This is a genomic window from Mucilaginibacter sp. A5337 (assembly GCF_059690695.1).
In genome coordinates this window covers 1-15,394 of the sequence record NZ_JCAWEC010000017.1, presented here as the reverse complement: position 1 = coordinate 15,394, position 15,394 = coordinate 1, and the positions used below count along the sequence as shown (strand labels likewise).

At 43.6% G+C, this 15,394-nt stretch carries 16 protein-coding genes and 1 tRNA gene; 12 read left to right on the top strand and 5 right to left on the bottom strand.

Features of this window, described 5'->3' with window-relative positions; genetic code table 11:
• Window positions 1-92 precede the first annotated feature (92 nt).
• The gene (locus tag AC59JO_RS29185) at window positions 93-185 is read right to left on the bottom strand and encodes a hypothetical protein (RefSeq protein WP_413671127.1); all 93 of its coding nucleotides are present in this window, start codon (window positions 183-185) and stop codon (window positions 93-95) included.
• Between AC59JO_RS29185 and AC59JO_RS29180 the strand changes: the two genes are divergently transcribed.
• Window positions 150-449: a hypothetical protein gene (locus tag AC59JO_RS29180; RefSeq protein WP_413670158.1), complete on the top strand. Its 300-nt coding sequence runs from the start codon at window positions 150-152 to the stop codon at window positions 447-449. The genes AC59JO_RS29185 and AC59JO_RS29180 overlap by 36 nt on opposite strands.
• A gap of 91 nt (window positions 450-540) precedes the next feature.
• Here the strand turns inward: AC59JO_RS29180 and AC59JO_RS29175 are convergent, their stop codons facing one another.
• Entirely contained in the window at window positions 541-1,131 is a 591-nt protein-coding gene (locus AC59JO_RS29175; RefSeq protein WP_497309896.1) for a TetR/AcrR family transcriptional regulator, read from the bottom strand.
• A gap of 258 nt (window positions 1,132-1,389) precedes the next feature.
• Between AC59JO_RS29175 and AC59JO_RS29170 the strand changes: the two genes are divergently transcribed.
• The 10 genes from AC59JO_RS29170 (at window position 1,390) to AC59JO_RS29125 (ending at window position 12,569) form a co-directional block, all read left to right on the top strand.
• Entirely contained in the window at window positions 1,390-2,451 is a 1,062-nt protein-coding gene (locus tag AC59JO_RS29170; RefSeq protein WP_497309894.1) for an efflux RND transporter periplasmic adaptor subunit, read from the top strand.
• Window positions 2,452-2,460: 9 nt separating this feature from the next.
• Window positions 2,461-5,568, top strand: coding sequence for an efflux RND transporter permease subunit (locus tag AC59JO_RS29165; RefSeq protein ID WP_497309892.1), 3,108 nt, complete (start codon window positions 2,461-2,463; stop codon window positions 5,566-5,568).
• A gap of 10 nt (window positions 5,569-5,578) precedes the next feature.
• Complete coding sequence (locus AC59JO_RS29160; RefSeq protein WP_497309890.1) at window positions 5,579-6,871, top strand: TolC family protein; 1,293 nt, start codon at window positions 5,579-5,581, stop codon at window positions 6,869-6,871.
• 7 nt (window positions 6,872-6,878) lie between these two features.
• A complete protein-coding gene (locus AC59JO_RS29155; RefSeq protein ID WP_413670153.1) occupies window positions 6,879-7,511 on the top strand; it encodes a TetR/AcrR family transcriptional regulator in 633 nt (210 codons plus the stop codon).
• Window positions 7,512-7,686: 175 nt separating this feature from the next.
• Entirely contained in the window at window positions 7,687-8,277 is a 591-nt protein-coding gene (locus tag AC59JO_RS29150; RefSeq protein ID WP_497309888.1) for a TetR/AcrR family transcriptional regulator, read from the top strand.
• Window positions 8,278-8,491: 214 nt separating this feature from the next.
• A complete protein-coding gene (locus AC59JO_RS29145) occupies window positions 8,492-9,592 on the top strand; it encodes an alkene reductase (RefSeq protein ID WP_497309886.1) in 1,101 nt (366 codons plus the stop codon).
• Between the two features lie 27 nt (window positions 9,593-9,619).
• Window positions 9,620-10,423: an SDR family NAD(P)-dependent oxidoreductase gene (locus tag AC59JO_RS29140; RefSeq protein ID WP_413670150.1), complete on the top strand. Its 804-nt coding sequence runs from the start codon at window positions 9,620-9,622 to the stop codon at window positions 10,421-10,423.
• A 24-nt stretch (window positions 10,424-10,447) separates the two neighbouring features.
• Window positions 10,448-11,215 carry an SDR family oxidoreductase gene (locus AC59JO_RS29135; RefSeq protein ID WP_497309884.1) on the top strand — a complete coding sequence of 256 codons (768 nt, stop codon included), beginning with the start codon at window positions 10,448-10,450 and terminating at the stop codon, window positions 11,213-11,215.
• Window positions 11,216-11,236: 21 nt separating this feature from the next.
• Window positions 11,237-12,238 (top strand): NADP-dependent oxidoreductase, encoded by a 1,002-nt coding sequence (locus AC59JO_RS29130; protein WP_497309882.1) that lies wholly within the window; start codon window positions 11,237-11,239, stop codon window positions 12,236-12,238.
• A gap of 40 nt (window positions 12,239-12,278) precedes the next feature.
• Window positions 12,279-12,569, top strand: coding sequence for a DUF2147 domain-containing protein (locus tag AC59JO_RS29125; protein WP_497309880.1), 291 nt, complete (start codon window positions 12,279-12,281; stop codon window positions 12,567-12,569).
• 412 nt (window positions 12,570-12,981) lie between these two features.
• Here the strand turns inward: AC59JO_RS29125 and AC59JO_RS29120 are convergent, their stop codons facing one another.
• Window positions 12,982-13,251: a helix-turn-helix domain-containing protein gene (locus tag AC59JO_RS29120; protein WP_497309878.1), complete on the bottom strand. Its 270-nt coding sequence runs from the start codon at window positions 13,249-13,251 to the stop codon at window positions 12,982-12,984.
• A 737-nt stretch (window positions 13,252-13,988) separates the two neighbouring features.
• On the opposite strand from AC59JO_RS29120, the gene AC59JO_RS29115 reads away from it, so the two are divergent.
• Window positions 13,989-14,297: a single-stranded DNA-binding protein gene (locus AC59JO_RS29115; RefSeq protein ID WP_497309876.1), complete on the top strand. Its 309-nt coding sequence runs from the start codon at window positions 13,989-13,991 to the stop codon at window positions 14,295-14,297.
• A gap of 100 nt (window positions 14,298-14,397) precedes the next feature.
• Here AC59JO_RS29115 and AC59JO_RS29110 read toward each other — a convergent pair whose 3' ends face one another.
• Window positions 14,398-14,823: an Arm DNA-binding domain-containing protein gene (locus AC59JO_RS29110; protein ID WP_497309874.1), complete on the bottom strand. Its 426-nt coding sequence runs from the start codon at window positions 14,821-14,823 to the stop codon at window positions 14,398-14,400.
• 496 nt (window positions 14,824-15,319) lie between these two features.
• A tRNA-Asp gene (locus AC59JO_RS29105) sits at window positions 15,320-15,393 on the bottom strand.
• Window position 15,394: the final 1 nt, after the last annotated feature.

Here is a 15,394-nt window from a genome sequence, read left to right as displayed (position 1 = left end):
CATTATAGGGAACCTTATATCTCGTTCATTTCTCATAGAACCTTAAACAGGCAGACTTTATCGGATCAATCAGGAGTTTATGGAGATTTATTTCAATTTCTGAAACTCACTGGCGTGCTATTGGTTTGCTTTCTGAAAAAGTAATTAAGGTGCGTTGGATCATCGAATCCCGGGCTAAAACCGATCTCAGCTACTTTCCAGTCGTAATGATAACGTTTTTACTTTCAACGAATCCTGGGATCTATAAACCACTAACATCGGAAAATTTCAATGTTGTATTGCATTTAGACTTCAAAATACTTAACATGATTTTCCCCGCTGAAGCCGGTAAAGATATTCATGCAATTTTTACAGAACCCAAGACAGATGACGTTTCCTGGCCCGAGTTGCCTGCGCTTCAGCCGACAACACCGCCTTTTGTTCAGCCGACCCGCCTGCTGATTCGTTAACCTCGTTGATTACCTTATTGATGGTATACAGGTTACTCATATACAATTGCATGTCAACGGATACATATCTCCTAAGCTAAAATCAAACCAATTACATCAGGCCCTTATGTAATATTTGCGCCAGCCAGGTTATTTTGCTTTCAAATTGTGGAAACTTTCCGAAAAGGATAATTTCCTGATCAAAGCACTTGAAAACACTTTGTAAGGTTTCCGCCAAAAATTGGCTGTCTTCTTCATTTAGTTCCGCTATTTCTTTGTTTTCCAATGCCCATTTGATCATGAGTTTCACCACCAGGATCTCCTCTTCAGACATAATGCGGGACTGCATGATCAACAGCGAAGGATCCTGCCTCATGTCTTCTATAACCAGCTTGTATTTTAAAACGACTTCACGCAGGCGTTTGATCTTTACTTCGTTAAATGATTCTATATTGGCTGAAAAAGAACGTCGTTTGCTTATCGTGGCTTTGCTTTCCTCCAGGCACTGGGAAAATATTTTGTGACACAACGCATCAAGCACCTCCGCTTTATTCTTAAAATAATGATAAAGTGTACTTCGCCCTTTTTTGCATTCATTTGATATATCCTGCATTGATACCCTTACAAAGCCGTAACGCTCAAATACCGCATCGGCTGCCGCGATAATCTCCTCCCTTATGCTGTCGTTTTGATCTACTTTCATTATTCGACAAAAATACAAATTTTGTTGATGTCTTTTTTATTAATGAATGCCGGATTATACAAGATTAATAATATGACAGAATTATTAAAAAATCACAAAGACAAATAATGTATAATTGTCGAAAATATCTAAGCAAGGACAAAGATTACATATTAAGCTTTATTTTAACTTTTTTGAAGCTTTATGCGGTACTCTTAGAGATTAATAAACTGTGGAATAGTAATCGACAAAAAAACAAATAATGTTCAATTTAATTATATGAAAACCAAACTTACACTTGCAGGAGTAATGATAGCTGCTATCTGGATTTCCGGCTGCTCAGGCAAAAAAGAGCAAAAGAACGGCCCGGACACTTTAGCGGTGAACGTATTTAATTTGAGTGCGGAATCCGTGCCAAACAATGACCGGATCGTTTATGATGGAACGCTTGAAGCTGAAAAGACAATTGATTTAAGTTTCCAGGTTTCCGGAACTATTCTGTCTTTCCCGGTACTAACCGGCGATTTTGTTAAAAAAGGACAACTGGTAGGTGTTATAGATGAAACGGTATACCGTAACCAGTATAACGCACAGCTGGCGCAGGCTAAACTTGCCGAAGAAAATTACACCCGCATCAACGATGTATTTAAAAAAGGCAGCATTGCCGAAATAAAAATGCTGGAAGCCAAATCGAATTATGAGCAAGCAACCTCTACAGCCCGCGCAACCTACCAGAATATAACCCACACCCATCTTTATGCACCGGTAAGCGGTTATATTGGTGAAAAGAAAGCTGAAGCAGGGGCCGTTGCCAACCCAGGGCAACCGGTTTTGCAGCTGCTGGATACCCGTTGGGTGAAAGTATTGGTTGCAGTGCCTGAAAGTGAAATCAATCACTACAAAGCTGGAACTCCGGCTACGGTAAAAATCGATGCCTTAGGGAATCAGCCTTTGCAGGGCAAGGTATCCGAAGTGGGTGTTTTAGCGCTTAGCGGCAGCGCCAATTATAACCTTAAAATATCGCTGGCCAATAATGAGATGAAGTTAAGGCCCGGCATGCTTTGTAAAGTATCTTTTGATGTATCCGATAATAAAAGCACTAAGACAGCTGATGTTAAGGAAATTATTGTACCCGTACAGGCTGTGCAGGTAGATGATAAAGGAACCAACTTCTTATTCATCATGAACGCCCAAAATAAGGCAGTACGGAAAAATGTAACTACCGGCCAGCTTTACAGTAACGGTATTGCCATCCAGTCCGGACTTGCCGGAAACGAGCAGGTGATCACCTCCGGTTATCAGAAACTTGCCGACCAAACCCCTGTCATCGTCAATAAATAACAGCAGATCATGAAAAAGAAAGGTAATTTAATTGAATGGGCTATGGAATACCATGTATTTCCGCTTGCCCTGTCTGCCATATTTTTTATACTCGGTATCGCAGCCCTTTTCAACATGCCGCGAAACGAATTCCCTGATTTTACCATCAGGCAGGGACTGATCGTTGGGCAGTACCCCGGTGCTTCGTCAAAACAGGTAGAAGAGCAACTGACAAAAAAAGTAGAAGAATATTTATTCAGCAATAATGAAGTAAATAAGAAAAAAACATATTCCTATTCACGCGATGGGGTAATGTATGTATTTGTTGAAGTTGCCGACAATTTAAATGCTATCCAGACCAAGGCATTCTGGAATAAGATCAAAAACGGCATGCTCATTTTGCAGAGCCAGTTGCCTAAAGAGGTTAAAGGTTTTTATATCGACAGTGAGTTTGGCAATACATCAGCCATGCTGATGGCTGTTGAATCGAAAACCAGGCCTTATAAAGAGCTACTCCGTAATGTTGAAGATATCGAGGCCGAGCTCAGGCAAGTGCAGGATGTCGCCAAGATCTCGCATACCGGGAACCTGAATGAGCAGATCACAGTTTACGTGGACAACAATAAGCTGCTGCAAAAAGGCGTATCAGTGAACAATATTATGCAGATACTGCAAAAAGAAGGCGCTATCAATTCCACAGGGAAGGAAGATGGCGAAGTAGTTGACCAGCCGATCCATCTGAGTGCTTTCTATAAAACAGAAGCAGAACTTGCAGAGCAGATCATCCGGCAGGATGCCAACGGGAACTCGGTACGACTGCGCGATGTGGCCACGCTGAAACGTGAATACGATGAGCCCGACAGTTATGTCACATCCAACGGCACCAAATCCATTGTGATATCGCTGGAGATGATTACCGGTAAAAACATTGTGCAGTTTGGGAAAGAACTGGAGGAGCGCATCGACAAAGTAAGCAAGCATTTGCCACCGGATATCCAATTGGTTAAGCTGGCAGATCAACCCCAGGTTGTGGATGATTCGATCAGCCACTTTATGAAAGAGTTTGCTTTCGCGCTTATCGGCGTGGTATGCGTTGCATTGCTGTTGTTGCCCTTTAGGGTTGCAGCTGTTGCCGCAGCCACCATTCCTATTACCATAGCTGCAACGCTGGCCATTATGTATATGGTTGGTATAGAGCTCGACACAGTAACGCTCGCAGCTTTAATTGTGGTATTGGGGATTGTTGTAGATGACCCGATTGTGGTGATCGATAACCATGTGGAAAAACTGGATCATGGCATGTCCGTTTGGGATGCTGCAAAAAGCAGCGCGCAGGAATTATTCCCTTCTGTATTTACAGCTACACTGGCCATCTCAGCCACTTTTGTACCGCTGGCTTTTTTCATGACCGGCGTATCCAAAGATTTCATCCGGCTTTTCCCGGTAACGATCATGATCGCGCTCACCTTATCATTGATTATATCCATGTTGCTGGTGCCATTTTTCAATACCCTCTTTATTAAAAAAGGTTTATTACATGGTAAGAATGATGAAAAAAGATCATTTCTGGACCGGCTGCAGGATTTCTTCAACAACCATATCGGTAACTCCATGAAACACTACAAGCTGACCGTGTTTTTTGGCATCCTGGCGGTGGTCATTGGGATTGCCATTATGGGGGTATTGCCCCAGCAGCTGTTCCCTAAAGTGGAACGTAACCAGTTCGCAATGGAGATCTATCTGCCTTCCGGGTATAACCTGTCGCAGACAGACAGCGTTGTCAAGGGCATGGAGCGGATACTAAAGCGGGACAAACGTATCGTCACGTATACCAGTTTCATTGGCAGCAGTTCTCCGCGTTTTCACTCGGTATATGCCCCTAATCTTCCGGCCAAGAATTATGCCCAGATTTTAGTCAAAACAGCATCTGAGGATGCTACGGCCGAGGTCATTGTAGATTACCAGCACAAGTACAGTAACCTGTTTCCGTCGGCGTATGTCCGGATGAAACAGCTGAACATGATCAATGCGCTTGCACCGATTGAGGTCAGGATCAGCGGGAACGACATTTCGGCCTTAAAACAGGTTGCAGGGCAGGTTTTGGCCATTGGCAAAACGCATAAGCAGATAACCTGGGCCAGGACAGACTACAATGAAATGCAGCCAACCCTCCAGGTTGATGTAAAAACGGCCGACGCAGCGCGCCTCGGGCTGAGCAAAAACGATATTGCCAATGCGGTATCAATGCATTCGGAAGGCATCACGGCTACCCAGCTTTGGGAAAATACGTATGCAGTGGATGTAAAGATCAAATCCCCAAAAGCTGCAAGGAGCAACCTTTCAGATTTGCGGGATCTTAATATAGTTTCCCCTCAGACAAAATCGGTTATACCATTAAGGCAGGTAGCCGATGTAAACCAAGAGTGGGAAGATGGGCAAATCACCCGCAGGAACAGCGTACGCACACTGACTGTCCGGATGGACGTAACCCAGGATGCGGTAGCCAATAGCGTTTTAATGGATATTCAACCGGCTATAGAAAAAATTAAGCTGCCTCAGGGTGTCGAGATCCATTACGGAGGAGAATTTGAGTTGCAGGGCGAAAATCAGGGGCCCATGGGCATTGCTTTGGGTGTAAGTATCATATTGATATTCCTGATCCTGCTTTGGCATTTTAAGCATCTTAAACATGCACTTTTAAGCATAACCACAATGCCCTTAAGTATACTCGGCGCGTCATTCGGCCTGCTGGTTGCAGGATATCCGTTCGGATTTACTTCATTTCTCGGCTTGCTTGCCCTTTGCGGAATTGTGGTCCGTAACGGTATCATCCTGATAGACTTTGCCGAAGAATTGCGGATACACGAAGGGAAATCTGTATTCGAAGCCGCAAAACTATCCGCAGAACGCCGGATGCGGCCAATTTTCTTAACCTCATCAGCTGCAGCTGTCGGGGTAATACCAATGGTAGCCAGCAGGTCTTCGCTTTGGGGACCGCTTGGTACAGTGATCTGTTTCGGCTTACTGGTTTCCATGCTGCTCACGCTGTTTGTCCTGCCAACGCTTTACTGGCTGTTCTTCCGCAAAGAGGATCAAAACAGGCCGGTAAGCACAACACCGGAACCTGTAAACGTATAAGTCCATGATCATGAAAACATTCCTATTATCAATATTCACTTTTACATGTCTGCAGGCTGGAGCCCAGCAGCATATCATATCCTTGCAGGAAAGCAAGCAGGCCGCCATTGCCTACAGTTACGCTTTAAAAAATGGTGAGCTGAGGATAAGCTCAGCAAAAACTGATGTAGCTGCAGCCAAATCAGATTATCTCCCTTCGGTTAGCGCGACCGGGCTCGGTTTGTTCGGGTTTAAAGATTTCGTATCGGCCGCGCCGCCATTATTAGAGAAAGGCATTAATAATTTTTACCTGTTTGGGGTAACCGGTACCGAGTCGCTTTACGCCGGCGGTAAAATTAAAACCGGTAACCAGTTGGCGGCATTGCAGTTACAGGTAAGCCAGATCAGGAAAAAACAATCAGCGGATTCTGTGATTTTACTCACCGAGCAGAAATACTGGAACCTGGTCAACATACAGGAACAGCAGAAAACGTTACTGGTCAATGAAGCATTGCTTAATGCGGTGCTGAAAACCCAGAAAGATATGCTGGCATCCGGCCTGATAGCCCGGAACGACCTGCTGAAAGTAAAGGTTCAGCTTAGTCAGCTGCTCGTTAATAAAAGCAAACTGCAAAATGGCCGCCGCGTTGCCCTGCTGGATTTTTCCATGTATACAGGTATAGCTTTTGATTCGCTCATGGTGATGCAGGACACACTGAATAAAAACAGCACCCCGGTATTACCAGCCTTGCAGCCGGACACCATTTTAGACAGGAATGCTAATTATCAATTATTGACCAAACGTATAGCAGGTGAAAAATTACAAACACGTTTAGCTAATGGCGATAACCTGCCCAGTTTAGCAGTTGGTTTAAGTGCATCACAGACAGGATCGATCAACAGCGGGATCGGGAGCAATTTTGCACCGGCCAGCTTTGTTACTTTGAGTATTCCCCTCTCCGGCGGTTTATGGGGCCGGGGTAAGCAAAAGATGCGGAAGCAAAGGATCAATGAGCAAATAGCCCAGAACGATTTCCGCGACGGCCAAAACCAGCTGAGAGTAGGCATTATACGCTATTGGTATGATATGCAGGACCAGCTTACGCAGATCAGCTATGCAAAAGACAACCTGGAGCAGGCTACCGAAAACCTGAAGGTTAACCAGGATAATTACAAAGCTGGTTTGGCTACCATTTCTGAAGTACTGGATGCACAAGCCGCTTATCAGCAGGCTTCAAGCACGGTTGCTACTGCATTTGCTGATTTTTATGTAAGGGCAGCCATATATAATTATGTTACTGCGAAAACCGAAAATCAGCCCTGAGGCTGCCTTGAAAAATAGCATCCCTGAAGCGTTGGAAGTAACAACTAAAGCAACCGGAATGGAAGATAAAAGAAAACGCCTAATTGGTATTGCAATTCAGCTTTTTATCAATCACGGCATCATCAGTGTAACCATGGATGAACTGGCGAAAGCTGCCGGTATGTCAAAGAAAACCGTTTACCAATGTTTTTCCAATAAGGGAATCCTTGTCGAAGCCGTTGTTGACCAGCTGATCGGTCAATCTAAAAGCATCATCAGTTCAAATATCGATGCCGCGGATGACCCGGTACAGGAGTTGGTTCTTCAGCAAGGGCTTTTTAAACATTTGATCGCCTTACGGTACCTTTTTAACGACATGATGTTGAAAAGGTACCCGAGGGCCATGAAAGCGTTCCATGAGTTTAAAAACAATCACCTGAAGGCAGTTATCGAATCAAATTTATCAGATGGTGTAGCAAAGGGGTTGTACCGGCGGGGCCTGGATGTTCCGGGCACAGCAAGCATCTACGTATCGGTAACAGACTTTTATTTGTTTAATAACGTAAAGACTCCGGCTGACATATTTGAAGCACTCCAACTATTTATAAACGGTATAATTACCAGTAACGGACGACGTCTTCTCGCAAATTATAATAAGTAAAAGCAAACGGATCTCTTCATAACCTATTGTTAAGCAGGCTATGTCCGATAGCGCCATTTCAATTAATTTTCAGGATCACAATGATTGTCACCTTCATATCATAAAGAATACAATATACTAAAAAGTCTTTTTAATTAAACTTTTTAGTATATTTTTGTATTGAAAATTTATGAACATGCTTACTAAGGCGGAAAGAACAAAAAAATTCATCCTGGAAACAGCAGCCCCTATCTTTAATCAGAAAGGAATATCCGGTGCTAATATAGACGACGTGCTCGCTGCCACAAAATTGACTAAGGGATGCCTTTACGGTCATTTTGAAGGCAAGGAAGACCTGGCCCTGCAGGTTGTTGACCACATGCTGAATACTAACGGCGAGAAGATGTTGTTAACTATCAGCAAGGGTAAAACAGCGAAAGCTAAAGTATTTGCCTTTCTCGATTTTTACAAAGATCCTTTAAATACTTACCTTAAAGGTGGGTGTCCTGTATTTAATATTGCGGTTGAATCCGATGATAACTTTCCAGCCATTAAAGAAAAAATAGCAGGAGTCATCCGGCATGGACAGGAGTTATTTGTTAGTATTTTAAATCAAGGCATTGCCGAGGGTGAATTTTCTGAAAAACTTGATCCGGCTATCTATGCGTTCAAAGCGGTGTCTGCCGTTGAAGGTGCTGTTGTGATGTGCAGGGCGATGAATACAGCAAAGCCGATGGCCGGTTTGCTTAGGAGCCTGAAAGCGGAATTAGAAAGTTATGCGATATGATTTTTTTCGCTATAAAATATACTAAAAAGTATTTTTTATAAACACGAGAACTATTTTGCGACAGCGTACTCAGCCCGCTACCGCTGGCATTATTTAGTAAAGATTACAAACAATCAAAACGAAATAAAATATACTAAAAAGTATAAAATAACAATTAAACAATGATGAATCAAGGTTGCAAACCTGCTTCCTGATACTATTTAAAATTAAAACAATGAATGACCAAATTATTTTCGAGCCATATAATTTAAATGGCCTTGCACTGAGCAACCGCATCGTAATGGCACCAATGACCCGCAGCCGTTCGGCTAACCCGGGCAATGTGGCTACAGAACTCACAGCACGCTATTATCAGCAGCGCGCTTCGGCCGGTTTGATCATCACCGAGGGAACTTATGTCAGCCGTGACGCCGTAGGGTACCTTAATGTGCCTGGAATCTATACAGCAGCGCAAGTTGAAGGTTGGAAACTGGTTACAGATGCAGTGCATCAGCAAGGTGGGAAAATTTTCGCCCAATTATGGCACGTAGGACGATTATCGCACCCTGACCTGCTTGACGGTGAGCTTCCGTTGGCACCATCAGCATTAAATCCGCTGGCCAAGGCATTCACACCTGAAGGTTTTAAAGACACGGTAGATGCCAGGGAGATGACACTGGGGCAAATCAAAAAGACCATTAATGATTTTAAACAGGCTGCCGCAAACGCGGTGGAGGCAGGTTTCGACGGTGTTGAACTGCATGCAGCCAATGGCTACCTGCTGCACCAGTTTTTCAATCTTTATTCCAATAAACGCCAGGATCAGTACGGCGGCGCCATCAAGAACCGTGCGCGCATATTATTCGACGTCCTGGATGAACTGTATACGGTAATCGATATGAGGAAGGTAGGGGTAAGATTAAACCCTTCTCTTCACGGTATCCAGGGTATGATGCTTGACGAGGAAACTGTGGCGGTGCATGATTACATCGTTGCTAAATTGAATGAATACGACCTGGCTTACCTCCACCTGACCGAGCCTTTTACCGATGTGTCGGGCAATCCTTGGGCTATTGAGGAAGTTGCCAAACGTTACCGCCCGCTTTATGATGGCACGATAATCATTAACCGCGGATTTAACAAGGCCACAGCCAGCCAGGTATTGAACGACGGTGATGCCGACCTGGTATCATTCGGGGTTCCCTTTATTGCCAACCCTGATCTTGTTGAACGTTTTAAAGCAGACGCGCCGCTCAGCCAGGCCGATCCTTCGACTTTCTACACGCCGGGAGAAAAAGGTTATATTGATTATCCGGTCATGGCCGAACAAGAATAGTTTATAAAATATTAAAAAAACAGAAAAGTGAAACAAACAGTTTTGGTCACAGGTGCCTCATCGGGTATCGGGCTGCTTGTCGCCAGCAAGCTACACGAAAATGGCTACCAGGTAATCGGCACAAGCCGGGATCCGGAAAAACACCAGGCAAAATTACCATTTAAGCTACTGCTATTGGATCTGAATGATGACCATTCCATAGCATCTTTTGGCAAACAGCTGTTCAGTGAGATCAAAACTTTAGATGTGCTGATCAATAACGCGGGTTTCTTAGTAAACGGACTTGCCGAGGAAACCCCCATTGAGTTAGGCAAACAGCAGTTTGAGACCAACTTTTGGGGAACGATCAAAATAACTAACGAGTTGCTGCCCTATTTCAGGAGGCAAAAACATGGAAAAATAATTACGCTTGGTTCCTTGCTGGGTTTAGTGAGTCTTCCAAATACTTCCTACTACTCGGCTTCCAAACATGCCCTCGAAGGCTATTTTAAGGCACTTCGGTTTGAATTGAACCAATTTAACATCAAAGTGGTTATGGTTGAGCCGATCAGCTTCAAAACCAATATCGGCGAAAGTGCAACTATAGCGAAAGGAACGATCGCGGACTATGATCAGTTCCGGCAGAAGGTCATCGCGTATACCAAAACGGCCTTTGATAAGGCACCCGAGCCCACGCCGGTTATCGATACTTTATTGCGGGCAGTGAAGGAAAAAAATCCAACGTTTGGTTACCCTGTCGGAAAAGGATCATCAATCGTACTCCTGCTTCAATATTTCGCCTATAAGTTTTTCGAGAAATCCATTCTGAAATCGATTAACGCTTCAAAATAGAATTAACAATAAGAAATTAAAATCATGCAATTAAAAGGAAAAACGGTATTGATCACAGGTGGTGCATCAGGTATCGGGCTGGAAGCAGCAAAACAATTTTTAGCCAATGGTGGAAAAGTGATCATCACCGGCAGGAACCAGGGGAAATTAGATGAAGCAAAGAAGTTGTATCCGGCAATTACAGCTATCAGAAGTGATGTATCAGACGCGGGTGATGCGCAAAAGCTTTTTAACCAGGTACAGCAATTGGGCGGTATAGATATTTTATATAATAACGCAGGGGTATTAACTGACCCGATCAACCTCGGTACAGCAAACGATCAGCATTTTGAGGACGCGGCTTACGAAATGAACGTCAATTACCTGGGGGTGATCCGCCTTAACAACCTTTTCATTGATATGCTGAAATCAAGAAAAGAAAGCGCGATCATCAACACAACTTCCATACTCAGTTATGTTCCGTCATTACTGGAAGCCACTTACTCAGCTTCTAAGGTAGCATTGCGGTTTTATACAGAAGCATTGAGAAAGCACCTGCAAATTTTAAACAGTAATCTGAAGGTATTTGAGCTTTTGCCCCCTGTGGTGGCTACAGAAATGACGACTGATAGAGACGGCAAAAAAATGACTACAGAAAGTTTGGTAAAAGCGCTTATCGCAGGTCTCAAGAAGGATCAGTTTACCATTCGTGTAGGAGATACAAAAGCATTGTACATCGTCAACCGGCTTTTTCCAAAAGTGGCTTTTAGTCTGGTTAATCCGAAGAAAAGTTACAAAGTAATAGCCTCGTAAAACCATTATAACCATAAAAAAATGAAAGCATTCATTATAGACAAGTATAAAAGCAAGGATGGCGGGCGCATTGGGCAAATACCCGTTCCTGTACCACAACAGGATGAAGTATTGATAGAAGTACATGCCACTGCAATCAACCTGCTGGATTCCAAAATCAGAAACGGGGAGTTCAAACTCATTTTGCCGTATAAGACACCGTTTGTTTTAGGTCATGATGTGGCAGGTGTTGTAACTAAAGTTGGAGCACGTGTTCAACAATTTAAAGTTGGAGACGAGGTTTACGCCCGGCCAGCGGATCATCACATTGGCACATTTGCCGAGTTCATTGCCATTAAAGAAGCCGATATTGCACTTAAGCCAAAGAAATTGAGCATGGAAGAAGCCGCATCCATCCCCTTGGTGGGCCTGACTGCCTGGCAGGCACTGATTGAAAAAGGTAACCTAAAGAAAGGTGAAAAAGTATTCATCCAGGCAGGCTCCGGTGGCGTAGGTACTTTTGCTATTCAACTGGCGAAACATTTGGGTGCTACCGTAGCTACCACTACAAGTGCAGCCAACATTGAGTTAGTAAAAAGCCTTGGTGCAGATGTTATTATCGACTATAAGAAAGATGACTTTGAGAAAGTGCTGCACGGTTACGACCTGGTTTTGAATAGCCAGGACGGAAAGACACTCGAGAAGTCGCTGCGCATATTAAAGCCTGATGGAAAACTCATCTCAATCTCTGGTCCACCTGATCCGGACTTTGCGGAAGAAATCGGAGCCCCTTGGTTCGTAAAATTAATTATGCGCTTGCTGAGCTCTGGAGTAAGAAAAAAAGCAAAACAACTTAAAGTGGGCTTTTCATTTCTATTTATGAAGGCAAATGGAGCGCAGTTAAAAGAGATTACTTCTCTTATAAATTCTGGTACTATAATACCGGTTGTGGACAAAGTTTTTCCGTTTGAATCGATCAAAGAAGCGATGGCCTATGTTGAAAGCGGAAGAGCTAAAGGAAAAGTTGTTGTTAAAATTAAATAAAGTTGTTGCTTGTTCAACACAATGCCTCCCCCCCATAATGATGAAAAAGATAAGAATAATATTAGTGCTATGCCTTTTTATAGTAACAAAAACTTTTGCACAAACACCCGAAGCCCATAAGATTTTAGGCGTATGGCTGAGCGAAGATAAGACGGGTAAAATTGATGTTTATAAAGCAAACGGCAAGTATTTTGGCAAGCTGATCTGGGGTAAAACGATGTACGAATCGGATGGAACTACTTCCCGGAAAGATGTTAAAAACAAAGATGAAAAATTAAGGACACGTAACCTCAAAGACCTGATCACGAATGACCACTTTGGGGTTTTCTGAGGATTCTGTTAAATTTTCCATGGTTTCTTTTATTAATACGGAGGATTACTCACCAGGTCCGCCCTTTTTTGGGTCTAACTGGAAAATATCTCCCATCGTGTTATTGTTTAATAGTTATAAAGAATGCATTACAATATTAAATAATAAACAAATGGTTGTCTTGGGGTAAAGCTGTCGAGATCGGTGAATATGCTATCGGAAAACAGGTAAAGTCATTTTTTCAGGTGTTCTGCTTTTGGACACAGCACCCCGCAGCCGCTTTCAAGGCAGCAGTTCCCGGTTGCGTTGCCTGCTGAACGTGGTACGGTTAAGCTTTTTCGTGTTGTCCGGGCAGGCACCGATCCATTCCCGCGGCATACCGTTTTAGTGGCTTTGTTGTTCAGGCCGCTTCCGATCCCCTCCCAACCTTAATTCACTTACTTTTTACCTCCCCGCTTAAAACCTTGCTGATATCTTCATAGCTATAATACAGGATTCCGCCGATCTTGGTAAATGGGATCGTACCGTTATCCCTTAATGTTTGCAAAGTGTTATCCGATATTTTTAACAGCTTCTTTACCTGGTAAGACTTTAGCCATTTCTTAGGCTCCTCAATGCTTTGCCCCAATAGTCCTTTAATCTGATTAAGGAGATTTTTGCCGAATTCCTGCAAGTCCTCTTTGGTGATAATTTCTGCTGCCATAGCTTTAGCTTTTAAATTTCAACTTGGTGGTTGTCATAAATACCAACTACCAGCCATCACAAATTTGCCTCAAAAGACAGCGGGTTTTATCCGAGTTTATCCGAGTCGGACGGCAAGTATTTTTGATTAGTCAAAACCTTCGCTAAAAAATTCAAAGGGAGTAATCCCGAATACTTTAATTGTCTTTTAGCTTTGCTGCATGAGGCTTGCCGTTAAGGTCGGATCGTAATTTAACGCATTATTCCGGTTGTGCTGGCTGGCCACACTTCATGCTATTCTGCCCAAAAAACTGCGCCTGCCTGCATTCCTCATTGATCCTTTTTTGATTTGCACAGGTGCGCCCCTGACGAAATACCCGGCTGGAAGGAATACCGGGCCCTCCGGGTGCCTCGTCCGGCAACGGTAGCCGGAAGGGCAGTTTCCTTTCAGCCGGTTCAGATCAATTGCGCAGATACCCCAAAGCGTTTCTCCATTGCCGTTCCCGGACTATTACAAGTTTTAATTCCTTTTCATTTAGCCTTTGCTTGAGGCAAATTTACCCCTCTTCAGCGGGCAAGGCCATGCGAATGCCGCTTAAAAAATCTCCACACCTCCGCTGCGCTCCGGGTCGTATTTTTTGCGGCAGCCTTGCCCCGCTCACCCCCCGCGCAAGTTTTTTGCCTCTATCAAAGGCCAAATGAGGGTTCCGCCGAAATGATCATTGGATAACAGTTTTTTTCAATTAAAAATTAAAAGCGATGGAAATCACAGGAAGACTGGTAGCAGACGCTACCGTGAGAGCAGTAAGCGAGGACAAAAAAGTAACAGGGTTTAGGGTTGCGGTTAACCGCACTTACCAATCAAAGGGCGAACGTAAAGAGGAAACCGCGTTCGTGAATTGCACCTACTGGCGGGGCGAGGGCATCGCACCCTATCTAACCAAAGGCATGGTCGTTCAGTTATCGGGGTTTATGACCGCCGAGCCCTGGGTAAGCCGTGACGGTGAGCCGATGGCAAGCCTGAAATTCCGCACCGAACAAATCAATATGCTGATCAAATCAGCCTGACCCCACCCAAAGGAACAGATTTATTAACCTTTAAAAATCAAGAAAATGGCACACAATCTTTTTTATAACCAACAAACAGACCAGCACAGTTTTTTTAGTGTTAAGGAAAAGGCATGGCACGGATTATGGCCTTTACGAAATCCTTGTCTACTAACTTTTCAAGATCATTATTGTGCTCATCAAAAACCTCCAGGAGCATCCGGCGCTTTTCTTCTTCTCCGGTATACTTGCGTTTGATCTTTTCGGCAGTTATAAAATCTTCGAGCCTCTTTAGATCTTCGAAAGCCCTGCGTATACCGTAGATCGCTTCGGAAATGGTGGCATTGACATCTTTAGCATCCTGGCCGCTCCCTTTTAAATACCCGCTTTCTGCATCCCACTTTTGGGGGGCGACTTTTCTGCCAAGTGAAATTTCCGAACGTTTGCCTAAATAGGTGATCCGTGCATAAAGGGGAGCCATTTCCTGTAAATCTGTTTTCCGTTTGTCGGCCCAGATCAGGACCGAGAATTTCTGTACATTTTTCATTTGAATGAATTTTAAAATACTTGTTTAACTGTGATGGCTTGGAAACTCGCTTTCCTTGACCTTCTTTTTTAATATCAAGTGCTTTAAAATCAATCAATTAACCTCTTATTCGGTGACCTTTTTTAAGGTTGTTAAATAGGTCACCGAATTGGACATAAATACTGCAAAAACAGCATTTTTTGCCGGAACCGGAACCCTCGGAGCAAACGCTTCCGTGCGTTTGAGCCCTTTTGATATTTTCCAATTTTCAGATCACTTCTGAAGCCAAAAATTTGATATAAATTGAGGTGTTTTGAGTCCAAAATTTATGATTATAATTATTTGACTATCAATTAGTTAATCATTGATTTGGTGACTAAATTAGGAGGTTTGAACCAGTCGCCGAATAGGTCACCGGATGGGTCATAAATGCTGAGGTAGTATGCGGTTTTTTGAGCAAAAAAAACGCTTAGACCAGAAATCTAAGCGTTTTTGAGCATTTTTAAGGCTCTTTTAGCGGAATGGACGGGACTCGAACCCGCGACCCCATGCGTGACAGGCATGTATTCTAACCAGCTGAACTACCACTCCT

Excerpts from the sequence above, each read along its gene's own strand:
- AC59JO_RS29175 (WP_497309896.1), bottom strand. The coding sequence starts at position 1,131 with ATGAAAGTAGATCAAAACGACAGCATAAGGGAGGAGATTATCGCGGCA.
- AC59JO_RS29120 (WP_497309878.1), bottom strand. The coding sequence starts at position 13,251 with ATGGCAGCAGAAATTATCACCAAAGAGGACTTGCAGGAATTCGGCAAA.
- AC59JO_RS29170 (WP_497309894.1), top strand. The coding sequence starts at position 1,390 with ATGAAAACCAAACTTACACTTGCAGGAGTAATGATAGCTGCTATCTGG.
- AC59JO_RS29160 (WP_497309890.1), top strand. The coding sequence starts at position 5,579 with ATGAAAACATTCCTATTATCAATATTCACTTTTACATGTCTGCAGGCT.
- AC59JO_RS29135 (WP_497309884.1), top strand. The coding sequence starts at position 10,448 with ATGCAATTAAAAGGAAAAACGGTATTGATCACAGGTGGTGCATCAGGT.
- AC59JO_RS29150 (WP_497309888.1), top strand. The coding sequence starts at position 7,687 with ATGCTTACTAAGGCGGAAAGAACAAAAAAATTCATCCTGGAAACAGCA.
- AC59JO_RS29145 (WP_497309886.1), top strand. The coding sequence starts at position 8,492 with ATGAATGACCAAATTATTTTCGAGCCATATAATTTAAATGGCCTTGCA.
- AC59JO_RS29165 (WP_497309892.1), top strand. The coding sequence starts at position 2,461 with ATGAAAAAGAAAGGTAATTTAATTGAATGGGCTATGGAATACCATGTA.
- AC59JO_RS29125 (WP_497309880.1), top strand. The coding sequence starts at position 12,279 with ATGAAAAAGATAAGAATAATATTAGTGCTATGCCTTTTTATAGTAACA.
- AC59JO_RS29130 (WP_497309882.1), top strand. The coding sequence starts at position 11,237 with ATGAAAGCATTCATTATAGACAAGTATAAAAGCAAGGATGGCGGGCGC.
- AC59JO_RS29110 (WP_497309874.1), bottom strand. The coding sequence starts at position 14,823 with ATGAAAAATGTACAGAAATTCTCGGTCCTGATCTGGGCCGACAAACGG.
- AC59JO_RS29115 (WP_497309876.1), top strand. The coding sequence starts at position 13,989 with ATGGAAATCACAGGAAGACTGGTAGCAGACGCTACCGTGAGAGCAGTA.